The organism is Xanthomonas hortorum pv. pelargonii (assembly GCF_024499015.1).
Taxonomy (GTDB): domain Bacteria; phylum Pseudomonadota; class Gammaproteobacteria; order Xanthomonadales; family Xanthomonadaceae; genus Xanthomonas; species Xanthomonas hortorum_B.
The window spans coordinates 1937264-1955670 of the sequence record NZ_CP098604.1 but is presented as its reverse complement, the minus strand read 5'-3'; the positions used below and the strand labels follow the sequence as shown (position 1 = coordinate 1955670).

Sequence of the window (18407 nt, the reverse complement as noted above, 5' to 3'; positions counted from 1 at the left end):
CCCGCTCGGCTAGGGATACTCAAACGACGCTGAAGCTCAAGCTCTCGGTCGCCTTGAGAGGTTGATCGAACGGTGTGGATACGTTGGTTTTAGAGCGGATGATCTGCGGGTTTGCTGCAGGGCCCTTGCCCGCCCACCATCGCGGGACACGCTGCAAGTACGTCCATGTAAGCTCTTCTGCGGCATCCATGCCGCATAAGGTCCCGCGACGGTGGGCGGGCAAGGACCAGTCGAGATGGTCGGTGTGCATGGTTGCGAGCAGTGCATGCAGCGCAGCCATCTGATGAGGTGCGGTCTGATCAGGCACTTCCGATCCGATCACTGTCGCTGCCATTGCCGACATCACATCACTTCACTCGTCGACGAAGGCGAGTTTGTCCAACGCCGTGTTGTCAGCCGGCCTCAGCCACCGTAACGCTGCTTGAGCATCGCGTAAGCCGAGCGCAACGCCAGCGCTTCGCCACCGGCCGGGCGGCCGGGGCGGTCGCTGTCGTTCCAGGCGTACACGTCCAGATGCGCCCATCGCTGGCCCGGGGCGACGAAGCGCTCCAGATACAGCGCGGCAGTGACGGCGCCGGCCATGCGCGAGCCGGCGTTGGCCATGTCGGCCACGTGGCTGTTGAGATAGCGCAGGTACGGGCGCCATAGCGGCATGCGCCAGACCGGGTCGCGGGTCTGCTCGCCAGCGCTCAGCCAGGCCTGCGCCAGGGCATCGTCGTTGGCGAACAGCGCAGGCAGATCCGGGCCCAAAGCGATACGCGCGGCACCGGTGAGCGTGGCGAAATCCAGAATCAGATCGGGGTGCTGTTCGGTGGCGTAGCTCAATGCATCGCACAGCACCAGGCGGCCTTCGGCATCGGTGTTGTCCACTTCCACGGTGACGCCGGCGCGGGTGGTGATCACTTCGCCAGGGCGGAACGCATCCGGGCCAACGGCGTTTTCCACTGCAGGAATTAGCAAGGTCAGCCGCACCGGCATCTGCTGCGCCATGACCAGGCCGGCCAGCGCCAGCGCATGCGCCGCGCCGCCCATATCCTTTTTCATGTTGCGCATGCCGTCGGCCGGTTTCAGATCCAGCCCGCCGGTATCGAAGCACACGCCCTTGCCGACCAGCACCAGATGCGGATGCTCGGCCGCGCCCCAGCGCAGCGCGATCAGACGCGGCGCGCGATGCGAGGCGCGTCCCACTGCATGGATGGTGGGGAAGTTCTGCGCCAGCAACTGCTCGCCGACAATCGCCTCGACCTGCGCGCCATGCGTCTGCGCCAGTGCGCGCGTGGCATCTTCCAGCTGTTGCGGGCCCATGTCTTCGGTGGGTGTGTTGACCCAGTCGCGCACGCGCAGGCAGGCTTCGATCAAGGCGCGGGTTTCCGCCGATGGCGTGGCCGCCAGTTCTGCCGGGGCACGCGGTACCTTGCGATAGCGCGAGAAGCGGTACGCGCCCAAGCCCCAGCCCAGGTGCAGCAGCGCCTGTTCGGTATCGCTCAATGCGCTGGCCAGCGTCCAGCGGCTCGCCGGCGGCAACGCCATCGGTGCATGTGCGTAGGCATAGGCATCGGCACGGTCGCCGATGCCCAGGATCGCCCCGGCCAGCCCGTTTTCGCCCGGCAACAACAACACGCTGCCCTGTGTGGCATCGAAGCGCTGCGCCTGCGCCCACGCCAACACGCGCGTGGGTTGCTCGGCGCACCAACCTGCAAAGCCTGCGCGGTCGAGCACATACAGCGGCAACGCGGCGGCGTTGGGATCGATGAAACCGGTGAGCTGCGACATGGGAATCCTTGAATGCGGCGCCATGCGCCGAGCAATAGTGGCTCAGGCGGGAAGGTGGATGCCATCGCGTGCGGCGCCTGGATGCGGCCGGTGTGCGTCGAGCCAATCGGCCAGCCCGGCCATGGAGTCGAACTCCAGATCCGGCTGCTGTGTGGGGTGCGACCACTGCGCGCCTTCGCGATTGATCCAGCACGCGCGCAAGCCGGCATCCAGCGCGCCCAGCACGTCCATGCGCACGTGGTCGCCCACATGCAGCACCTGGGCCGGCGGCGCGTCCAGCCGCGCGCATGCGGCCAGGAAGATGCTCGGGTCGGGTTTTGCGCTGCCGTGTTCGCGCGAGCCCAGCTGAAACGCAAAGTGATGCATCAGCCCGATGCGCTGCAGATCGGCGTTGCCGTTGCTGAGCGCCGCCACCGGCACATGCGCGGCGATGCGTGCCAGTGCGTCGAGCGCATCCGGATAGCATTCCACCTGGTTGCGCACGGCATAGAACACCTCATAGGCCGGTTCCAGCAACGCCAGATCGCCGCCGCTCTCGCGCAGCGCCATTTCCAGCGTCAACCGGCGCAGCGCGCTGAGGTCGTGATGCAGGTGCGGGTGATCGGCAAAGCTGCGCTCGCGCAGTTCGCGCATCGCCTCCACCGGGAAGCGTTCGGCGGTGACCGGACTGTGCTCGCGCATCCAGTCGTACAACACCTGATCGATCCGCGCCCCGATCGGCGCAAAGGGCCACAACGTATCGTCGAGGTCGAGAGTGATGGCGCTGATGTGGAAGCTCATCGCGAGATTGTAATGCCGGGAATGGGGAGTCGGGAATCGAGAATGGGTAGAGCGGCGCCTCTGCTCTTGCGATTCCCAACTCCCGATTCCCGGCTACTCAAGCAGCCTGGCCCAGCGCTGCATTCCCTCCACCCGGCTCAGCACCATCTTGATGCAGACCAGCAGCGGCACCGCCAGCAGCAGGCCGACCATGCCCCATAGCCAGCCGAACAGCATCAGCGCCAGGATCAGCATCAGCGGCGAAATCGCCATGCGGCGGCCCAGGATGATCGGGGTGACCACCTGGCCTTCGATGGAGTGCAGCGCCAGATACAAAATGGCCGGCAGCAGCGACGACAAGGTGGTGCGGAATTCCACAAAACCCATCAGCAGCATCAGCATCACGCCGATCAGCGGGCCCACATACGGCGCGAAGTTGAGCAGCGCCACCACCGTGCCCCATAGCAATGCTTCGGGCAGCGGAATCTTGAGCGCATACAGAATGCCGGCGAAGACCAGTCCGACCAGCGTATTGATCACGCTGATGGTGAGCACATAGCGCGAGACCTCGCGTTCGATGTCCAGCATGATTTCGGTGGTGAAGCGCTGTTGCTGCCGATTGGGCAGCAAGGCGATCGCATGCCGCTGCAGGCTTTCGCCATAGACCATGAAGAAGAACGTCAGCAGCACCACCGCCAGCACCGAGGCGGCCAATTTGGGCGTACGCACCAGCGCCTTGTACGGGTCGTCCATCTGCGTGCGCACGATCTGCACATTGCGCTGGCCTTCGCCGCCTGCCGCGCGTGCAAAATTTTCCGCAGCCTGGTTGGCCTGCATCACCGGTTTGGTGAGATCGCGCACATCGCGCGCGATCTGGCGCATCTGCCGCGGTGCCTGCTGCACCCATTCCGCAGCCGGGCCGGCCAGTTGCGCGGCCAGCGCCACGGTGCCGGCCAGGCCCAGGCACAACACCATGAAAGCGCCAAGAAAACGTGGGATATAAAGCTTGCGCAAGCCGCGCAGGATGGGATTGCCGATCAGAGCGAAGAACGCCGCCAGCATCACCGGCAGGATGATCGTCTGCGCTGCCCACAAGGTGTAGCCCACCGCCAGCGTGGCCAGCACCACCAACGAGGCAGGGGCCCGCGGACGCGGTGCCGGTGGGGGCGGGAGCGATTCTGCCGGGACGGCAGCATCCAATGAGTCGATGGGAAGAGACATGCGCGCCCTGGCAGCAGACTGGCGTGGTGCCAGCGGTGGGCCATTATCGGCAGAACGCGTCAACAGCGCGCACAGAGTCTGTGCGCATCACGTCAGTATCGAAAGTTCGGTGGCGGACTCGGCCGCACAGGCAGTACACAAAGGCACACGGTGCCCGCCTTCAGCGCAGCGATCAGGCTGCGCGGTCTACCGGCGGCTGCACCACGGTCACCGGCGGATCGGCAGCAACCTCTTCGGCGTTGTCGGCCGCACGTTCGGCCTGCTCGGAGGCCTCCTGCGCGCGATGTGCTGTAAACAGTGCAGAGATCGTGCTGATCATCTGCAGAATCTTCGGGATACCGCCCAGCTTGCTGGCGATGCTGCCAAGCGCGGCTTGCGGTTCGTTGCGGCCGGTGACAAAACCCAGTCCGAAACCGACCACCACGATGCGCAGCGGCGACCAGCCAGCACGCCAGGTCTGGCGTAATTCACCCCAATGCTGACGCGTTTCTTGCGCGCGCCCTTCCACCAGAAATTCAGCGCGCTCGACGCGCTGACGCAAGGTGCCAAACTTCATGTACGCGCTCCATTGCTGGGCGATGCAGTGGCATCGTCGTCGTCATTGCTGTCATCGAAGATGCCCAGCTTGATCAGCTGACGACGTGTTGCATTCAAGCCGGTGTGATCGAAGTAGAAGAACACCCGCCACGCCGCGATGCCGGTGACCAGCAAGCTGGCCAACGCGGTGAAGAACATTGCCTGGAACCACGACAATCCGGCGCGCTGCAACAACGCGATGATCGCGCCTGCCAACAACAACCATGATGAAGCGCCGAAAACCACGGCAACGCATGCCCATGCCAGGCCGCGCCCGAAGGCACTACGTGCAAGTTGTAAATCGGCCGACACCAGCCGGCGTAATGCGCGGCTGGTGTCCTTGGCCGAGCCCAGCGTCGCGCGACCGGCAGCGCCGACCGCACGTACGCTTTCGTCCAGTCCTGGCGTCTCCGTACGCGCGTTAGGCGCGTCGGATGCTCCAGCTGTAGAGGCCTGATCGCTCACGACTTAGTTGTCGTTGCTGCGTGCCAGCTTGGCAATGATCCAGCCGGTCGCAAATGCAACGCCAAACGCAGCCAGTGGACGCTCGCGGATCAGATCGGTAGCGCTTTCCAGCAGGTCGTTGCCCTTGCTGACCAGCACGTCGAGCTGCTCCTTGGCAGCGGCACCGCCGAACTCTGCAGCCGCCATGCCGGCCAATGCGGTGTCGGACAGCTCTGCCTTGACGTTGGCGCGACCAAGCTTGAGCTCATCGCCCGCAGCGCTGGTGGCGCCCTTGACCGCTTCGCCTGCAGCGCTGGCAGCGGACTTCAGGTGGGTGCTGGCTTCGCTCAGATTCTCTTTCAGCTGATCGGTATTGGTGGGGCTCATGCGATATCTCCTTCGGTCATTGATGGCAGCCGCGACAGCATGCGGGCGTGGTGCAGCAATAGCATCGCTGCGGTGTAGGGGGTGTTAGTGGACGTGCATCGCAGTGCACGCCACGTCAACGCATCAACGCGTCGTACTGCGCGTTGCCACGCAAGATGCGGACGACCAATTGCTGCGGTTTGCGTTGAAAGTTGGCGCGCCAGCTGGCCAGATCGGCAAACTCGCCCACGCTGCTGGCCACGATCACATCGCCGCTGACCAGACCATTGGCTGCGGCACGACCGCCGCGTTTGACCTCGCTGACCATCACCCCGGTGATGCCGGATTGGCGCAGCGATTCGGGCAGGTCCACAAAGGTGGCCCCGCCCAGGCGTGGGTCGAGCATGTCGCCAGTGACCGCGCGATCCTGCTCTTTCAGTGTGGCGCTGAGCTTGAGCGGTTTGCCGTCGCGACGAATCTCCAAGGTCACCGCACTTCCTACCGCTTGCAGGCCTTCGTAGTTGTGCAAGGCTTCGGCACTGTCCACGCGTTGGTCGTTGGCCGCCACCACCACATCGCCCGGCTGCACGCCTGCGGCCGCAGCAGCGGAACCTGGCAACACGCGCGTCACCAGGGCGCCGCGCAATGAATCCACACCCAGGCCCTGCAGCATCTGCTGGGTAAGGTTCTGGGTTTCCAACCCGAGCGTGCCGCGCACCACCACGCCCTTGGTGACCAATTGCTCCACCACATTGCGCGCCAGGTTGGAGGGGATCGCCAGGCCCAGCCCGATATTGCCGGCCATGCTGCCCTGCGGATTGAAGCTGGCAGTATTGATGCCCACCAGCTGGCCTTGCAGATTGACCAGCGCGCCGCCGGAGTTACCCGGATTGATCGAAGCATCGGTCTGGATGAAGTTCTGATAGCCCAGCCCGCGAATACCGCTGCGGCCCACCGCCGAGACGATGCCGGAAGTGACCGTCTGGGTGAAGCCGAACGGGTTGCCGATCGCCACCACAAAATCGCCCACGCGCAGCGCGCTGCTATCGGCCAGTTTGATGTCGGTGAGCTTGTCGGCCTTGATGCGGATCAGTGCAATATCGGTATCGGCATCGGAGCCGATGAAGTCGGCCTTGACGGTGCGCCCGTCGCCGAGTGTCACCTGCACATCGTCGGCATTTTCGATGACGTGGTGGTTGGTCAGCACGTAGCCCTTTTGCGCATCGATGATCACCCCCGAGCCGAGCGATTCGTTGATGCGGTCCTGCGGAATTTCCGGAAACAGCCGGCGCAGGATCGGGTCGTTGAAGAACGGGTTGCGCACGCGCACCACTTGCTTGGTGTTGACGCTCACCACTGCCGGCATCGCTTGCTGCAGCATCGGCGCCAACGACGGCACCGGTTGCCCGGCGACCGCAGCCGGCAGCGCGGCAGCCGCGGGCAGGGTGAAGGACGCAGCGCCGGCCGGGGTGGCCTCGGCACGGTTGTCCAGCCAGGCATTGATGCCGGTGGCGGCAAATCCGCCGAACGCGGCGGCCAATGAAAGTGTCAGCAGGGTAGGCAGCGGTCGCATGCAACGGAATCCGGTTACGCGGTGGAAGAGGAATAGGGCGTCTGACTGCGTAAATCAAGCTGAACGAGAGTGCCAGTGCGCGATTTAACTCTTGGTGAAAGCGCCGCGCACCCCTTGCAGGCCTTGCGTTGACAGCCGCTTGAGCCCGGCGTAGCGTCCGCTTGATCCGATGCCTGTTCAGCATACGCATGCCGTCGTGCATCGCCCGCGTTTTTCAGAAATGACGCCCTTAAGGAGGGTCTATGAGCAACGGCAATGGTGTGACGGCAACCCTGTCCGACGCCGTCGACAGCGTAAAAAGCACGGCTACCGAACTGACCGAAACCATCGCCAGCACCACCAGCGACGCGGTTGCCAGCGTGCAGGACGCGGCCGGCACGGCGGTGGAAGAGGTCAAGACGCGCGTGGCCAAGGCGCGCAAGGCCGTGGTCAAGGTCGAAAAACGCGTGGTCAAAAAAGCCAATCAAGCGGCCACTGCCGTCACGCGCAGTGTGGCCAAGACCAAGCGCTCGCTGGTGTCGACCAAAGAGGCTGCCAAGGACAAGCTGACGGCCACCAAAAACGCGGCCAAGCACAAGCTGAGCACGACCAAAGACGCAGCAAAGCAGAAGTTGACCGCGACCAAGGATGCGGCCAAGCAGAAGCTGACCAGCAGCACCGCTGCGGCCAAGCAGAAACTTGCCAGCACCAAGGCCAGCGCCAGGCAGAAGCTGGAAACCGCCAAGGCCAACGCCAAGGCCGAAGCGGCTGCATTGACTGCCAAGACCGCTGCCAAGAGCGCGGCGCGCAAGAGCGCGGTGGCCAAGGTCGGCGCGCGCTCGGCGGCGAAGAAGGCTGCGGCCAAGTCGGCTGCCGTCAAGAAGCCGGTCGCCAAGACCATTGCCAAAACCACGGCCAAGAAAGCGCCAGTGGCCAAGCAGACCGCGACCAAACAGGCAGCGGTGAAGAAGGCGCCGATCAAGAAGGTAGTGACCAAGACCGCCTTGAAGAAGGCCGCCAAGGTGACCAAGACCCCGGCAACGCGCGCAGTGGCCAAGACCACCGCCGCCCGCAAGGCCGTCGGCAAGAAAGTGGCCAAGCGCGTGACGCGCTGATGGTGCGGGGCCAAGCTGACACTGCACGCTGACGAACTAAAGAAGCCCTTCTCCCTGGCGCAGAGCCCCTCTCCCGTCGGGAGAGGGGTTGGGGAGTGGTACGGGGCGAAGCCCTCGTGTCGTTCCAACTGCACGAGGCTTCGCTCGTACCCTCATCCGGCGCTATGCGCCACCTTCTCCCGGTGGGAGAAGGGAGTTACTCCATCCCTTTGACCAACTGCTCGGCACCCTTGCGAATGCCGGCTTTTGCCGCGTCGTATGCACCCAGGCTGGCCTTGATGTTCATCGCGCTCGGATACTGCTTTTCGACATAGGCAGCGAGCAGGCGATTGCTCTGTGCATCGAAGATTTCCACCGCGTAGCTGACCGAGCCGGAGAACGCGCCCTCCTTGCCGCGCGCGGCCTGCACTGCGTTGTAGGAACCGCCGCCGATATCCACCTTCATGAAGGTGCCGAGTACGCGTTTGCTGGGCTTGGCGCCGGTCAAGGTGATGCGCACACGTAAGCTGTCGCGCTCTGCCGTGGTCGCACGCTGCCAGCGTTGTCCGATCGCATTGCCGAACTCCTGCTGCATGTAGTCGGCCAACATGCGTTTGTCCTGCTCGGGCACGTCTTCGAATTGCGCGTCCGGCCCGCGATAGATGCTCACCGGCTCGATCAGCGCGGCACGGTAGCGGGTCCAGTCCACTTGGCTCTCATACGAATACGGCATGCGGTCGCCGCGGCTGCCGTCGTGCAGGCGCAGATAACTGGCAGACGGCAGTTGGCTATACGGCATCGGACGCGTGCTGGCGCAGCCGATCAGCGTCACGCTAACCATCACGAGCGCGCAGCAACGGACAGAAAAAGAGTGCGACATGAAAAAGTACCTGAAGAAGAGGAAATGGCGTTGCAACAGCACACAGCCGATGCCCAGCGCTCAATGCATCAAGAAACTGGCCAAGGCCAGCGCAAAGACCACCGCTGCGGCAACGAACAACACACTGCTTTTTGCCCAGTGCTGCAGTCGGCGTGCATCGCGCGCGCTGCGGATATCCGGTAACGCACTCCAGATGTCGCGATTGCGCGTGCCGGTGCGGCCGCAGCGGAATTCCAGTGCAGGCGTCGCAGCAGTGACAGCGGTCGTGACGCTGTCGTTGGCGGCGATGTGCGGTGCCAGCAGCGAGACGGCGGCCGGAGCGAGATGGGTGGAACGGATCGAGTGGAACATCACCATGCATCCTGGACGCGTGCGGTGAGTGCACTCTAGGCAAGCGGTTTTGGAAACTTATTGGTATCGTCGGCGCGCCATTGCGGTGCGCGGACTGCAGTCAGCCACCAACGCGCGCACTGTCGCTGGCAAACACCACGCGCACGCACAGGCCACGCCCCTCGTTGCCTTCGCAGGTTTCGATGGTGGCTTCGTGCAGCCGTGCGATGCCGGCCACCAGCGACAAGCCGATACCGCTGCCTTGCACCTCGCTGTCGGCAACCCGGTAAAAGCGTTCGAAGATGGATGCGCGTGCGCTCTCCGGCACGCCGGGGCCGTCATCGCTGACCTGCACGAACGGGTGCAGCACATCGGCGCGCAGGCAATAGCCGCAACTCACTTCAACCGTGCCATGGGTGCGGCCGTAGCGGATGGCGTTGTCGACCAGATTGCGGATCAGGATCCCCACTGCGTCCACATCGCAACGCAGGGTGCACGGTGCGGCTTCCAGCTGCAGAGTGATGTGGCGCGCATCTGCCTGCACGCTGAATTCGTCCAGCACATGGGTGATCAATTCGCCCATATCGACCTGCTGATACGCCGCCGATGTGATGCCTGCATCCAGTCGCGCCAGGTCCAGTAATTGCTCGGCCAGACGGTTGCTGCGGCGCGCGGTTTCCAGCAGCTGTTGCAGCGCTGCGTCCTTGGCTTCCAGCGTGGGCGCACGCAGCGCGACTTCGGCATAGGCATGCAGTGCGGATAGCGGCGTGCGGAGTTCGTGCGCGGCATCGGCAATGAAATCGCGCTCGACCTGCATGGCTTTTTCCACCCGCGCCAGCAAGGTGTTGAACGAGGCGATCAGGGGCGAATTTCGTCCGGCACCTTGTCCATCGGCACCGGTTCGGTGTCCAGTCCCTTGCGTGCGGCGATCGCCCGCGAAATCTTGCGCAGCGGCCCCAGCGAGGTGCGGACCGCCCAGGACATCAGCAGTGCCAGCGTCATCAGCTGCACGGTGTTCAATACAACCGCAGTCAAGGTGCGTTTGAGATCGGCCTTGGTGGATTCGGTGGGGGTGCCGGCCGTGTCCCACGAGGGCTGCGCGGCCGGCAGGGGCGCGTGTGCAGGAGCGACAGGTTCGAAACGCTGTTCGATCTGGTCCGGCAGCACCTTGGCCAGGTGCTCGCCGAAGTCGTTCAAGTGATGCTCCCAGGCGCTTTCCCGGCCCTGCAGGATCAGCGCAATCAGGATCCAGATCGAGACCGCCCAGCTGAGTACCACGATCGTGCCCAGTGCTGCGATCATGCGCGCGCGCAGCGACCTCATTCGGGTGCCTTGCCGACCATGTAGCCCTGACCATAGACGGTGGAGATGAGCTCCTCCCCCAGCTTGCGGCGCAACTGGTGCACATACACAGCGATCATGTTGCTGCCGCCTTCGGACGGGCCGCCGTAGACGCCTTCTTCCAGCTGATCCTTGGTGACCACGCGCCCGGCGCGTTCCATCAATGCGAGCAGCAGGCGGTATTCGTGCGCGCTCAGTGCGACCCACTTGCCGTCCCTGGTGACCTTGCGGCTGCTCGGGTCCACGCAGACATCGCCCTGCGTGAGCAGCGGCACCACGCGGCCCTGGCTGCGCCGGGTGATCGCGCGCAGCCGCGCCATCAGCTCATCGAACTGGAAGGGTTTCACCAGGTAATCGTCGGCGCCGGCATCCAGGCCGCGGATGCGGTCGGTGAGCTGGCCGCGCGCAGTCAGTGCGATCACCGGGGTGGCGTCGTACTGGCCGCGCATGAAGCGGATCACGGTCAGCCCGGACTCGCCGGGCAAGCCGATATCCAGCAGCACTGCCGTGTAGCGATGGTCCACCAGCACGGTCTTGGCGGCGTTGGCACTACCGACATGGTCGATGGTCCAGGAATGCTGGCGCACGCCGGCGCAGATGGCGTTGGCCAGCATGGTGTCGTCTTCGACGAGGAGCAGGTGCATAGAAGTTCCGCCGGGCACGGGGCCTGTCCGAGATGCGCGCCACTGTCGGAGGTCGCCATTAGGCAAATATTAGTGCATGGCTCAGGCGCGCATTCCAGCGCGGCCAGCGGCTTTGCCCTGGTGGCCGAAGTCACCGGACAGGTGGCGCAGCTCAGCGCTGCAGGATGGCGCGCAACGCCGCTTCCAGGCCTGGGTGCTGGAAGCGGAAGCCGGCAGCCAGCGCGCGTTGCGGCAGCACCCGCTGGCTGATCAGCAGCAGCTCGGCCATTTCGCCGAAGCCCAGCCGCAGCAGGCCGGCGGGCAGCGCCAGCAGCGCCGGGCGGTGCAGCACCCGGGCCAGCGTACGCGCGAACTCGGCGTTGGTGACCGGGGTCGGTGCGGTGGCGTTGTAGGCGCCGGCTTCGCCGTGCTCGAGCAGCCACAGCAGCAGCGCGACCATGTCGGCGCGGTGGATCCAGCTCATCCAGTGGCGGCCATTGCCGAACGGGCCGCCGCCGCCAAAGCGGAACGCCGGCAGCATGCGCGCCAGCGCGCCGCCATCGCGGTCGAGCACGATGCCGGTGCGCACCCAGCTCACGCGCGGGCCCAGTGCGGCGATCTTGGCCGCTTCGGCCTCCCAGTCGCGACACAACACGGCGGAAAAATCGTCGCCGGCGCTGTCTGCTTCGGTCAGCGCGGTGTCGCCGCGTTCGCCGTAATAGCCCACCGCCGAGCCGGAGATCAGCACGGACGGGCGTTGCTCGGCCGGTTGCTGCACGATCCAGGCCTGCAGTTGCCGGGTGATGCCCAGCCGCGATGCGCGAAATTGCTGCTTGCGTGCATCGGTCCAGCGGCCGGCCGCCAGCGGCTCGCCGGCCAGGTTGATGACGGCATCGGCTTGCACGCCGTCCAGCGTCTCCACGGCGGTGATGCCGGGCAGGGTGCGGTTGGCGCGGCGGGAATCGCGCGTCAGTACGCTGACCCGATGCCCGGCGCGCAGCAACGCCGGGCACAGTGCCTGGCCGATAAAACCGGTGCCGCCGGTGATGAGCAACTGCATGGTGGAGATTCCTGGGCCAAGGCGATGCGGCACGATAGGCCAGGGCGGGGGGCAGCGCAGTGAAGTCGATGCCTTGCCAGTGCTGCGATAGGATCACGGCGTGTTGCACCGAGCTGATCGCTGCGCAGCCCAAACGCAAACGCGCCGGACCAGCCGGCGCGTTGCGCGATCGCTAAAACAGCCGAGTGCTTACTTCGACGAAGACACCGCGTGGGCGCGCTCGAAGTGCGCCGAAACCACGCGGCGGCTCTCTTCCAGATGCTGCTTGACCGGTGCGCTTTCGGCAGCGGGCAGCAGTTCGGAGTCGATGATCTTGATGGTGTCGCCATGGTCGATGACCATGGTACGCATGAAGCCGTTGCGATACGCATCTTTGCCGTCTGGCAGGGTCAAGGTCTGCGACAGCGCATCGGCGGAAGCCTTGCCCTTGGCGCGCATCGCATCGGCGCGCGCGCTGCCGGTGGCACCCAAGGCCTTGCACTTTTCAAGATTGGCTTCGTGGTCGTGCAGCATCTGCCTGGCGAATGCGTCGGTGGCGCCGCCCATTTCCTGCGCGATGGCCTGCTTGGCCAGCGCGATTTCGTTTTCATCCAGCGCCGCCAGCACGCCCAGCACCGCGCCATCGCCCTTGGCCAATTCGGCTGCGCCGGTGCCGCTGACCGGTGCGGCAGTGGGTTCCGGCGAGACGGCCGGTGCGGTGCGCGAGGCATCGCCGCCGGGGCGATCACACGCGGTGAGCGTCAGCATGGCGAACAACGAGGTAGCAACAAGAAGGGATTTCATGGACGTCCTGAGCGTTGAAGAAACCGCCGGCAGGTGCCGACGGCAAAATGCAAAGGAGCCGCTGTGCGGCTCCGATAATGCGCGGGGGGAGTTATGCACTCACGCCCACTGGGTCTGGGCTACCGACCCGAGGCCCATCGGCCTGGCCGGTGCATGCACTGCGTCCTGCGCGCTGCGACAGATACGCGTCATGCGTGCGGTGCGTTCGCGAATCAGCGCGTGTTCGCTGGCCGGCGCACTGCCCAGCAGACTGGCCACATGAAAGCCAAGGATGTCCTCCGCGCGGTCGCCCTGGTCGCTGACGATGTGCGGTACCAACCGCTCCAATCGTTCCAGCTCCTGCTGCACTTGATACGGGGTTTTCATGACGTTCTCCAATGAATAACGGGTCCTGCTGACACTGACGTACTCAACTATTGCGCATGCCCAGACGCTGCCAGCAATCGGTGGCCAACTGCTCGTAATTGGACTGGGTGTTGGATGAAATGAAGTGATGTTCCAGGCGGTCGCGAAACAATCGCAGACGCTCCTGATCACTTGAACGCGGCGCCTGCAGATAGATATCGCAGGCCATTTTCACCACCGGTGACAACTCGCTGAACTTGCCTGCACCAAGGTTGCCCTGGGCATGCCGCGCTTGCCAATGCGCGATTTCGGCTTGTACATCGATAACGGAGGGGTCTCTGCTCATGACTTCGGGTGGTCCGGGTTAAACAAACTTGACGTGCAGGGTAACTGCGGGTATGTCAACGAATGATCATCGAACGCGACCATTGGCTCTTCGTGCGGCCGTATTTTCTTAATTAGTCAGAGTTTTTATGGATCTCTACACGCTGCATATGCACTGCGGCCGACCTGCGAATTCCAGCATCGACGGCAGCGACCACATTCGGCTCGTGCACCGGCCTGTATCACTTTGAGCGGATCGATGCGCCGCGCAAATGAGCGCAGCGCAAAGATGAATACGATAAATTGCGTTAGAAACAGCCGTGTTTTACGGAATATTCTGAACCGCTCTACACCTGTGTAACGTCTGATCCGTAAGCTCTGCAGCGACGTAATGGAGAGAGCACCCAGGATGCAGGAGAGCGAAAGCAGTCGCAGCAAGCCGCAGCACGCTAGCGGCACATCGGAAGCACGCGTGTGGTGGCATGCCTTGTTGGAGTTGCGTGGCGGGCGCGTCGCCATCAGCCTAGTCGTGGTGCTTGTGATTGTGCTCGGGGTCTACCTGGTACTGAAGTGAAACGCTAGCGCAACCCGCGTGCGGTAACGCATTGCAGGTTTCAGGTGCGCGATTAGAGCCAGAACGATCAAGCGGCCGAGCGCCGCGAGGGGAACGTGATGGCACACAAGCGGTATCGGCAGGTGCTGGGACATGTCACGCGTCTGGTGCCCGAACACGGCCATGAGCAGATCACGCATGCGTGGGTGTGCAGCGAAATTGAACGCTTGCTGGGCGCGCATGATGCAACAGCGGCCGCTGATGACGCGGCAGTTTTCCATGTGCCCGACGAGACCCTGACCACCGAGCAGGCGCATGGCTTGGGAATCGACGACAACGGCGATCTGCTGGGCGGCATCGTGCCGCACGCGTTTCTGGCGACCAAGGTGATTGGTCATCCGCTGATCGCCGACGATGCGGCCAGCATCCCTGGTTGGAATCAGGCGCTAGCCACCGCGCTGATCCCGGCCACGCTACCAGGCTACACGGTGTTTTCGCGTGCCGATGCCGAGCACGCGCTGGATGCATTGCTGCCAGGCGGAGGGGTGCGACTCAAGCTGCCGACCGGCGTTGGTGGCAATGGTCAATGGCGCATCGCCAACGCCGCGCAGTTGGCAGATGCACTGGACAGCCTGCCTGATTGCTATCTTGCGACGCACGGTGCCGTGCTGGAGCGCAACGTCCTGCATGCAGTCACGCATAGCGTTGGCGAGTTGTGTGTTGCCGGAATTCAGATCGCCTATTTCGGCACGCAATGCAATGTGCGCAACGCGCAGGATGACGAGGTCTATGGCGGCTCGTCGCTGCAGGTGTATCGCGGATCGCTCGAAGCGCTGGCCGTCACCGCGCTGTCGGCATTGCAGAAACACGTGGTCGAACAGGCCTGCAGATACGATCGATTCATCACCGCCGCCTATCCTGAGTTGCACATCTCGCGCCGCAATTACGATGTGGTCAGCGGTGAAGATGCGCAGGCTGGGCTGATCTGCGGCGTGCTGGAGCAATCCTGGCGGGTCGGTGGCGCCACCCCGGCCGAGCTCGCTGCAATCGCCCGCTTTCAGCAAGACCCGGCACTGCAATGGGTGACAGCATCCACGCATGAGATCTATCAGGGCGAACCGCCGGCCGATGCGCAGATCTACTACCGCGCCGAGCATGCCGGGCCAGGTCCGCGCTACAAATACAGGAGGGTATCCAGCACCTAATGGAAGCCAAACTTTCCAGCATCCAAATTCCCGTCGACCAGGACGCACTCAGCGGCACCTTGCTCACGCCGTCTGGCATGCCGGCCGTGTTGTTCGTGCACGGCTGGGGTGGCAGCCAGCACCACAATCTGCTGCGCGCACGCGAGGCGGTGGGCCTGGGCTGCATCTGCATGACTTTCGACCTGCGTGGTCACGAAGGCTACGCATCGATGCGCCAGACAGTGACGCGTGCGCAGAACCTGGACGACATCAAGGCCGCCTACGATCAACTCGCGCATCTGCCGTATGTGGACGCGCAGTCGATTGCCGTGGTTGGGCTGAGCTACGGCGGTTATCTGTCTGCCCTGCTGACGCGCGAGCGCCCGGTGGAATGGCTGGCGTTGCGCTCGCCTGCTCTCTACAAGGACGAACATTGGGACCACCCCAAGGTCAGCCTCAATGCCGATCCGGAGTTGATGGACTACCGCCAGCGCACACTGACCCCCGATGACAACATCGCCCTGGCCGCGTGCGCGCAGTACAAGGGCGATGTGTTGCTGGTGGAAGCCGAAAACGATGTCATCGTGCCGCATCCGGTGCTGCGCAATTACGCCGATGCCTTCGTCAATGCACGCTCGCTGAGCACACGTGTGATTGCCGGCGCCGACCATGCCTTGAGCGTCAAGGAGCATCAGCACCACTACACGCGTGCACTGATCGACTGGTTGACCGAGAAGGTTGTCGGGCGTCGGATTGCGCTGGCCAAGGAAGTGGTGGCCGCACGCAAGCAATTGCTCAAGGAGCAGGGCGACGCGGTGTCGTCGTCGGGGCAGGGCACGCGCGAGTTTCGTGGCGATATCCGGGCGGTGGAGAAGACCTCCAGTTGATCTGGAGCAATGGCTGATCACGCCGCGCTCGATCATCAACAACGCGCGACAATAAAAAACGGGCCCATTGGGCCCGTTCTTTATTCATTACGCTCACGCTTTCACTGCAGTGAAGCGCTGGATCGAGACGGCTACACGCGTGGATCGGTCGGGTTACGACGTGCGGCTTCGTCGTGATGCTCGGAGTCGAATGCCTCGCGCACGGCATGCTTGGCCTTTTCCCAGCTCAGACGCGAGTTGGACTTGAAGCGATCCCAACCATCACCCAGGTCGCGTTCCAGATGGTCGTCCCACTGGCGGCCGGCGTGCTGCTGGCGTGCCTGCATGCCATAGCGATACGCCGGGCGATAATCGTCGTACGAATAGTCGGCATCGCGATAACCTGCGCTGTCGAAGCGACCTTCGTAGTGCGTGTCGCCATCGCGATACACGCTGTGCGTGCGATCGGCGCGCTCCCAGGCATCGCGTGCAGCCAGACGTGCATCGTCCCACTCCAGGCGCGATTCGCCGCGATTACGCGGCCACTCGCCGGCCAGGGTCGCTTCGGTTTCTTCCCAGGTGCTGGTCGGACGCGTTTCGCGTGCCTGCAGACCGAACCCGTAAACCGTTGCGTAATCGCGATCGTAATCGGTGCCTTCCTTGTAGTAAGGACGGTTCTGATGTTCCTGGCGCCAGTATTCGGATTCGACGGTCGGGTCCAGTCGTTCTGCCACGCCCTTGCCGGCCGCAGCACCAGCCACAACACCGACTGCCGCACCGATCAAGGTCCCCAGCGGGCCGAACACGGTGCCGGCCAACGCGCCTGCTGCTGCGCCGCCCGCGATGCCACCAACGCCCACGCCAACCGGATGCGATCCGGGTGCTCCGGAGATCGGGTCACGATTCGAATCCTGTGCTTCTGCTGCGCGTTCCTGCTTATCCAGCTTGTCTAGATTGCTGTCGTGATTGGTCATGTCGTCTCCGGCTGTCTGGTGGATGCGGTCTGTGGATACAGATCGCCAACGTGGCGCCACCATGGCGATGCAGGAGTGAAACGCGTGTGCGTAGATGTGAGCATCATCGCGACATGCCTGAACTGTGCACGAGTGCAGTGCGGATGAGGTTGGTGACATACCGCTGCAATATTTTCCCGCAGAAATTAAGGGGCATGCGCGGGTTTTCTACTTTTCCCCTTGATGCACAGCAATGGCGTCTACAGACGACCTCAATCAAGTTTTCGAGCCGACAACTTGGAAGCCTACAAGCCGCGTTGGCAGACGCGATGCCTTCAACGCTAGCGGGACACGCCGTGAATCCATCGATGCCGCCAAAGAGTCCTGCAAGCGGTGAGGACACCGCACCAGGAAGCTTGCAGGTTGCTTTGTTGAAAAAAATGCACACCGACCATCTCGACTGGCCCTTGCCGGCCTACCGTCGCGGGACCTTACGCGGCATGGATGCCGCGTAAGAGCCTACACGGACGTACTTGCGGCGTGTCCCGCGATGGTAGGCCGGCAAGGGCCCTGCAGAAAAGCTAAAGGTCAACCGCTCTACAATTGATCTATCCGCGCCATCAACCCTCCAAGACAACCCAGATTTCGAGTCGCAGCGTCGTTTTTAGATGCGAAAGCACACGCACACTCAACCGCCGTGCGTACCCAGCGTGCGTGCGCCGGTCAGGATCATGCGCAGCATCTGCGAGATCTGTTCGACCAGTTCCGGATCTTTTTCCGGCGGCGAATCCATCGCCACTGCGCCCATCGCAAAGACCAGCCGGGTGATCGCCTTGGACACCAGCGCCGGTGCGTGCAGCTTGGCGTTGTCGGCGGCGGCCAGGCGGATCAGGTCCACGCGCAGCTCGTCTTCGAAATAGCTGAGCTCGCGCTCCACCGCCTGCTTAAACGCATCCGAGCCCACTGCACCTTCGCGCAGCAGCACGTGCAGCAACTTGTCGTCGGCGCGCAGCTGTTCCATGAACGCCTCGACCGACACGCGGATGACGCTGCGGTCTGTGGAGGTGGCGCGTTGGCGGGCCTGGCCGATGATGGTGCGCAGCGAGCGCCCGGCCAGATCGATCAAGGCCACGGCGAGCTCGTCCATGTCGCGGAACTGGCGATAGAAGCTGTTGGGCGCGATGCCGGCTTCGCGTGCCACCTCGCGCAGGCTCAGCGTGGACAGGCTCCGGTGCGGGCCGATCAGCGACAGCGCTGCGGCGATCAGATCCTCGCGTGAAATCGCCGGCTTGCGTGACGGCGGCGCGTCGTGGGAAGGCAGGGCGATGGAAGTCATGAGGCTGCGGCCGGTCGTGGGGATGAATCATAGCCCCTTCGGCC

20 protein-coding genes and 1 pseudogene are annotated in these 18407 nt (G+C 63.8%); 3 read left to right on the top strand and 18 right to left on the bottom strand.

The annotated features are described in order from the left end of the window. Positions 1-19 precede the first annotated feature (19 nt). The 8 genes from NDY25_RS08705 to NDY25_RS08670 all read right to left on the bottom strand — a co-directional run bounded on the left by NDY25_RS08705 (position 20) and on the right by NDY25_RS08670 (position 6712). Positions 20-343 (bottom strand): hypothetical protein, encoded by a 324-nt coding sequence (locus NDY25_RS08705; protein WP_256627883.1) that lies wholly within the window; start codon positions 341-343, stop codon positions 20-22. Positions 344-402: 59 nt separating this feature from the next. Then, a complete protein-coding gene (locus NDY25_RS08700) occupies positions 403-1773 on the bottom strand; it encodes a leucyl aminopeptidase family protein (protein WP_168959592.1) in 1371 nt (456 codons plus the stop codon). Positions 1774-1815: 42 nt separating this feature from the next. After that, on the bottom strand, positions 1816-2553 hold the full coding sequence (locus tag NDY25_RS08695; RefSeq protein WP_168959591.1) for an HAD family hydrolase: 738 nt from the start codon (positions 2551-2553) through the stop codon (positions 1816-1818). Between the two features lie 93 nt (positions 2554-2646). Continuing rightward, complete coding sequence (locus tag NDY25_RS08690; protein WP_168959590.1) at positions 2647-3753, bottom strand: AI-2E family transporter; 1107 nt, start codon at positions 3751-3753, stop codon at positions 2647-2649. A gap of 172 nt (positions 3754-3925) precedes the next feature. After that, positions 3926-4309 (bottom strand): hypothetical protein, encoded by a 384-nt coding sequence (locus NDY25_RS08685; protein WP_168959589.1) that lies wholly within the window; start codon positions 4307-4309, stop codon positions 3926-3928. After that, the gene (locus NDY25_RS08680) at positions 4306-4794 is read right to left on the bottom strand and encodes a phage holin family protein (protein ID WP_115039437.1); all 489 of its coding nucleotides are present in this window, start codon (positions 4792-4794) and stop codon (positions 4306-4308) included. Before NDY25_RS08680 ends, NDY25_RS08685 begins: the two co-directional genes overlap by 4 nt. Positions 4795-4797: 3 nt before the next feature. Continuing rightward, positions 4798-5160: a hypothetical protein gene (locus NDY25_RS08675; protein WP_006450942.1), complete on the bottom strand. Its 363-nt coding sequence runs from the start codon at positions 5158-5160 to the stop codon at positions 4798-4800. 115 nt (positions 5161-5275) lie between these two features. Next, positions 5276-6712: a Do family serine endopeptidase gene (locus NDY25_RS08670; RefSeq protein ID WP_023905506.1), complete on the bottom strand. Its 1437-nt coding sequence runs from the start codon at positions 6710-6712 to the stop codon at positions 5276-5278. Between the two features lie 242 nt (positions 6713-6954). On the opposite strand from NDY25_RS08670, the gene NDY25_RS08665 reads away from it, so the two are divergent. Beyond that, a complete protein-coding gene (locus NDY25_RS08665; protein WP_168959588.1) occupies positions 6955-7806 on the top strand; it encodes a histidine biosynthesis protein HisIE in 852 nt (283 codons plus the stop codon). 196 nt (positions 7807-8002) lie between these two features. Here NDY25_RS08665 and NDY25_RS08660 read toward each other — a convergent pair whose 3' ends face one another. The 8 genes and pseudogenes from NDY25_RS08660 to NDY25_RS08625 form a co-directional block, all read right to left on the bottom strand. Next, complete coding sequence (locus tag NDY25_RS08660; RefSeq protein ID WP_168959587.1) at positions 8003-8665, bottom strand: DUF3313 domain-containing protein; 663 nt, start codon at positions 8663-8665, stop codon at positions 8003-8005. A gap of 60 nt (positions 8666-8725) precedes the next feature. Further along, complete coding sequence (locus tag NDY25_RS08655; RefSeq protein WP_043909161.1) at positions 8726-9016, bottom strand: hypothetical protein; 291 nt, start codon at positions 9014-9016, stop codon at positions 8726-8728. A gap of 100 nt (positions 9017-9116) precedes the next feature. Further along, positions 9117-10039: pseudogene (locus NDY25_RS08650) on the bottom strand (ATP-binding protein); the annotation flags it as partial. 275 nt (positions 10040-10314) lie between these two features. Then, positions 10315-10980, bottom strand: a complete 666-nt coding sequence (locus tag NDY25_RS08645) for a response regulator transcription factor (RefSeq protein ID WP_168959585.1) — start codon at positions 10978-10980, stop codon at positions 10315-10317. Between the two features lie 151 nt (positions 10981-11131). Beyond that, positions 11132-12019, bottom strand: a complete 888-nt coding sequence (locus NDY25_RS08640) for a TIGR01777 family oxidoreductase (RefSeq protein ID WP_168959584.1) — start codon at positions 12017-12019, stop codon at positions 11132-11134. A 189-nt stretch (positions 12020-12208) separates the two neighbouring features. Beyond that, on the bottom strand, positions 12209-12802 hold the full coding sequence (locus tag NDY25_RS08635) for a DUF4142 domain-containing protein (RefSeq protein WP_168959583.1): 594 nt from the start codon (positions 12800-12802) through the stop codon (positions 12209-12211). A gap of 99 nt (positions 12803-12901) precedes the next feature. Beyond that, complete coding sequence (locus tag NDY25_RS08630; protein ID WP_168959582.1) at positions 12902-13168, bottom strand: hypothetical protein; 267 nt, start codon at positions 13166-13168, stop codon at positions 12902-12904. 43 nt (positions 13169-13211) lie between these two features. Then, positions 13212-13493, bottom strand: coding sequence for a hypothetical protein (locus tag NDY25_RS08625; protein ID WP_006450952.1), 282 nt, complete (start codon positions 13491-13493; stop codon positions 13212-13214). Positions 13494-14143: 650 nt separating this feature from the next. Here NDY25_RS08625 and NDY25_RS08620 point away from each other — a divergent pair. After that, positions 14144-15229, top strand: a complete 1086-nt coding sequence (locus NDY25_RS08620; RefSeq protein WP_168959581.1) for a DUF3182 family protein — start codon at positions 14144-14146, stop codon at positions 15227-15229. Next, positions 15229-16095, top strand: a complete 867-nt coding sequence (locus NDY25_RS08615; protein WP_168959580.1) for an alpha/beta hydrolase family protein — start codon at positions 15229-15231, stop codon at positions 16093-16095. Before NDY25_RS08620 ends, NDY25_RS08615 begins: the two co-directional genes overlap by 1 nt. Positions 16096-16226: 131 nt before the next feature. Here NDY25_RS08615 and NDY25_RS08610 read toward each other — a convergent pair whose 3' ends face one another. Together NDY25_RS08610 and fabR are read right to left on the bottom strand one after the other, a co-directional pair. Further along, on the bottom strand, positions 16227-17048 hold the full coding sequence (locus NDY25_RS08610; protein ID WP_115039477.1) for a hypothetical protein: 822 nt from the start codon (positions 17046-17048) through the stop codon (positions 16227-16229). Positions 17049-17715: 667 nt separating this feature from the next. Then, positions 17716-18363, bottom strand: coding sequence for an HTH-type transcriptional repressor FabR (gene fabR, locus NDY25_RS08605; RefSeq protein WP_006449004.1), 648 nt, complete (start codon positions 18361-18363; stop codon positions 17716-17718). Between the last annotated feature and the right edge of the window lie 44 nt (positions 18364-18407).

Bases quoted from the DNA above. Each gene is read 5' to 3' on its own strand.
- NDY25_RS08705 (WP_256627883.1), bottom strand. From the start codon at position 343: ATGTCGGCAATGGCAGCGACAGTGATCGGATCGGAAGTGCCTGATCAG.
- NDY25_RS08700 (WP_168959592.1), bottom strand. From the start codon at position 1,773: ATGTCGCAGCTCACCGGTTTCATCGATCCCAACGCCGCCGCGTTGCCG.
- NDY25_RS08695 (WP_168959591.1), bottom strand. From the start codon at position 2,553: ATGAGCTTCCACATCAGCGCCATCACTCTCGACCTCGACGATACGTTG.
- NDY25_RS08690 (WP_168959590.1), bottom strand. From the start codon at position 3,753: ATGTCTCTTCCCATCGACTCATTGGATGCTGCCGTCCCGGCAGAATCG.
- NDY25_RS08685 (WP_168959589.1), bottom strand. From the start codon at position 4,309: ATGAAGTTTGGCACCTTGCGTCAGCGCGTCGAGCGCGCTGAATTTCTG.
- NDY25_RS08675 (WP_006450942.1), bottom strand. From the start codon at position 5,160: ATGAGCCCCACCAATACCGATCAGCTGAAAGAGAATCTGAGCGAAGCC.
- NDY25_RS08670 (WP_023905506.1), bottom strand. From the start codon at position 6,712: ATGCGACCGCTGCCTACCCTGCTGACACTTTCATTGGCCGCCGCGTTC.
- NDY25_RS08665 (WP_168959588.1), top strand. From the start codon at position 6,955: ATGAGCAACGGCAATGGTGTGACGGCAACCCTGTCCGACGCCGTCGAC.
- NDY25_RS08660 (WP_168959587.1), bottom strand. From the start codon at position 8,665: ATGTCGCACTCTTTTTCTGTCCGTTGCTGCGCGCTCGTGATGGTTAGC.
- NDY25_RS08655 (WP_043909161.1), bottom strand. From the start codon at position 9,016: ATGTTCCACTCGATCCGTTCCACCCATCTCGCTCCGGCCGCCGTCTCG.
- NDY25_RS08645 (WP_168959585.1), bottom strand. From the start codon at position 10,980: ATGCACCTGCTCCTCGTCGAAGACGACACCATGCTGGCCAACGCCATC.
- NDY25_RS08640 (WP_168959584.1), bottom strand. From the start codon at position 12,019: ATGCAGTTGCTCATCACCGGCGGCACCGGTTTTATCGGCCAGGCACTG.
- NDY25_RS08635 (WP_168959583.1), bottom strand. From the start codon at position 12,802: ATGAAATCCCTTCTTGTTGCTACCTCGTTGTTCGCCATGCTGACGCTC.
- NDY25_RS08630 (WP_168959582.1), bottom strand. From the start codon at position 13,168: ATGAAAACCCCGTATCAAGTGCAGCAGGAGCTGGAACGATTGGAGCGG.
- NDY25_RS08625 (WP_006450952.1), bottom strand. From the start codon at position 13,493: ATGAGCAGAGACCCCTCCGTTATCGATGTACAAGCCGAAATCGCGCAT.
- NDY25_RS08620 (WP_168959581.1), top strand. From the start codon at position 14,144: ATGGCACACAAGCGGTATCGGCAGGTGCTGGGACATGTCACGCGTCTG.
- NDY25_RS08615 (WP_168959580.1), top strand. From the start codon at position 15,229: ATGGAAGCCAAACTTTCCAGCATCCAAATTCCCGTCGACCAGGACGCA.
- NDY25_RS08610 (WP_115039477.1), bottom strand. From the start codon at position 17,048: ATGACCAATCACGACAGCAATCTAGACAAGCTGGATAAGCAGGAACGC.
- fabR (WP_006449004.1), bottom strand. From the start codon at position 18,363: ATGACTTCCATCGCCCTGCCTTCCCACGACGCGCCGCCGTCACGCAAG.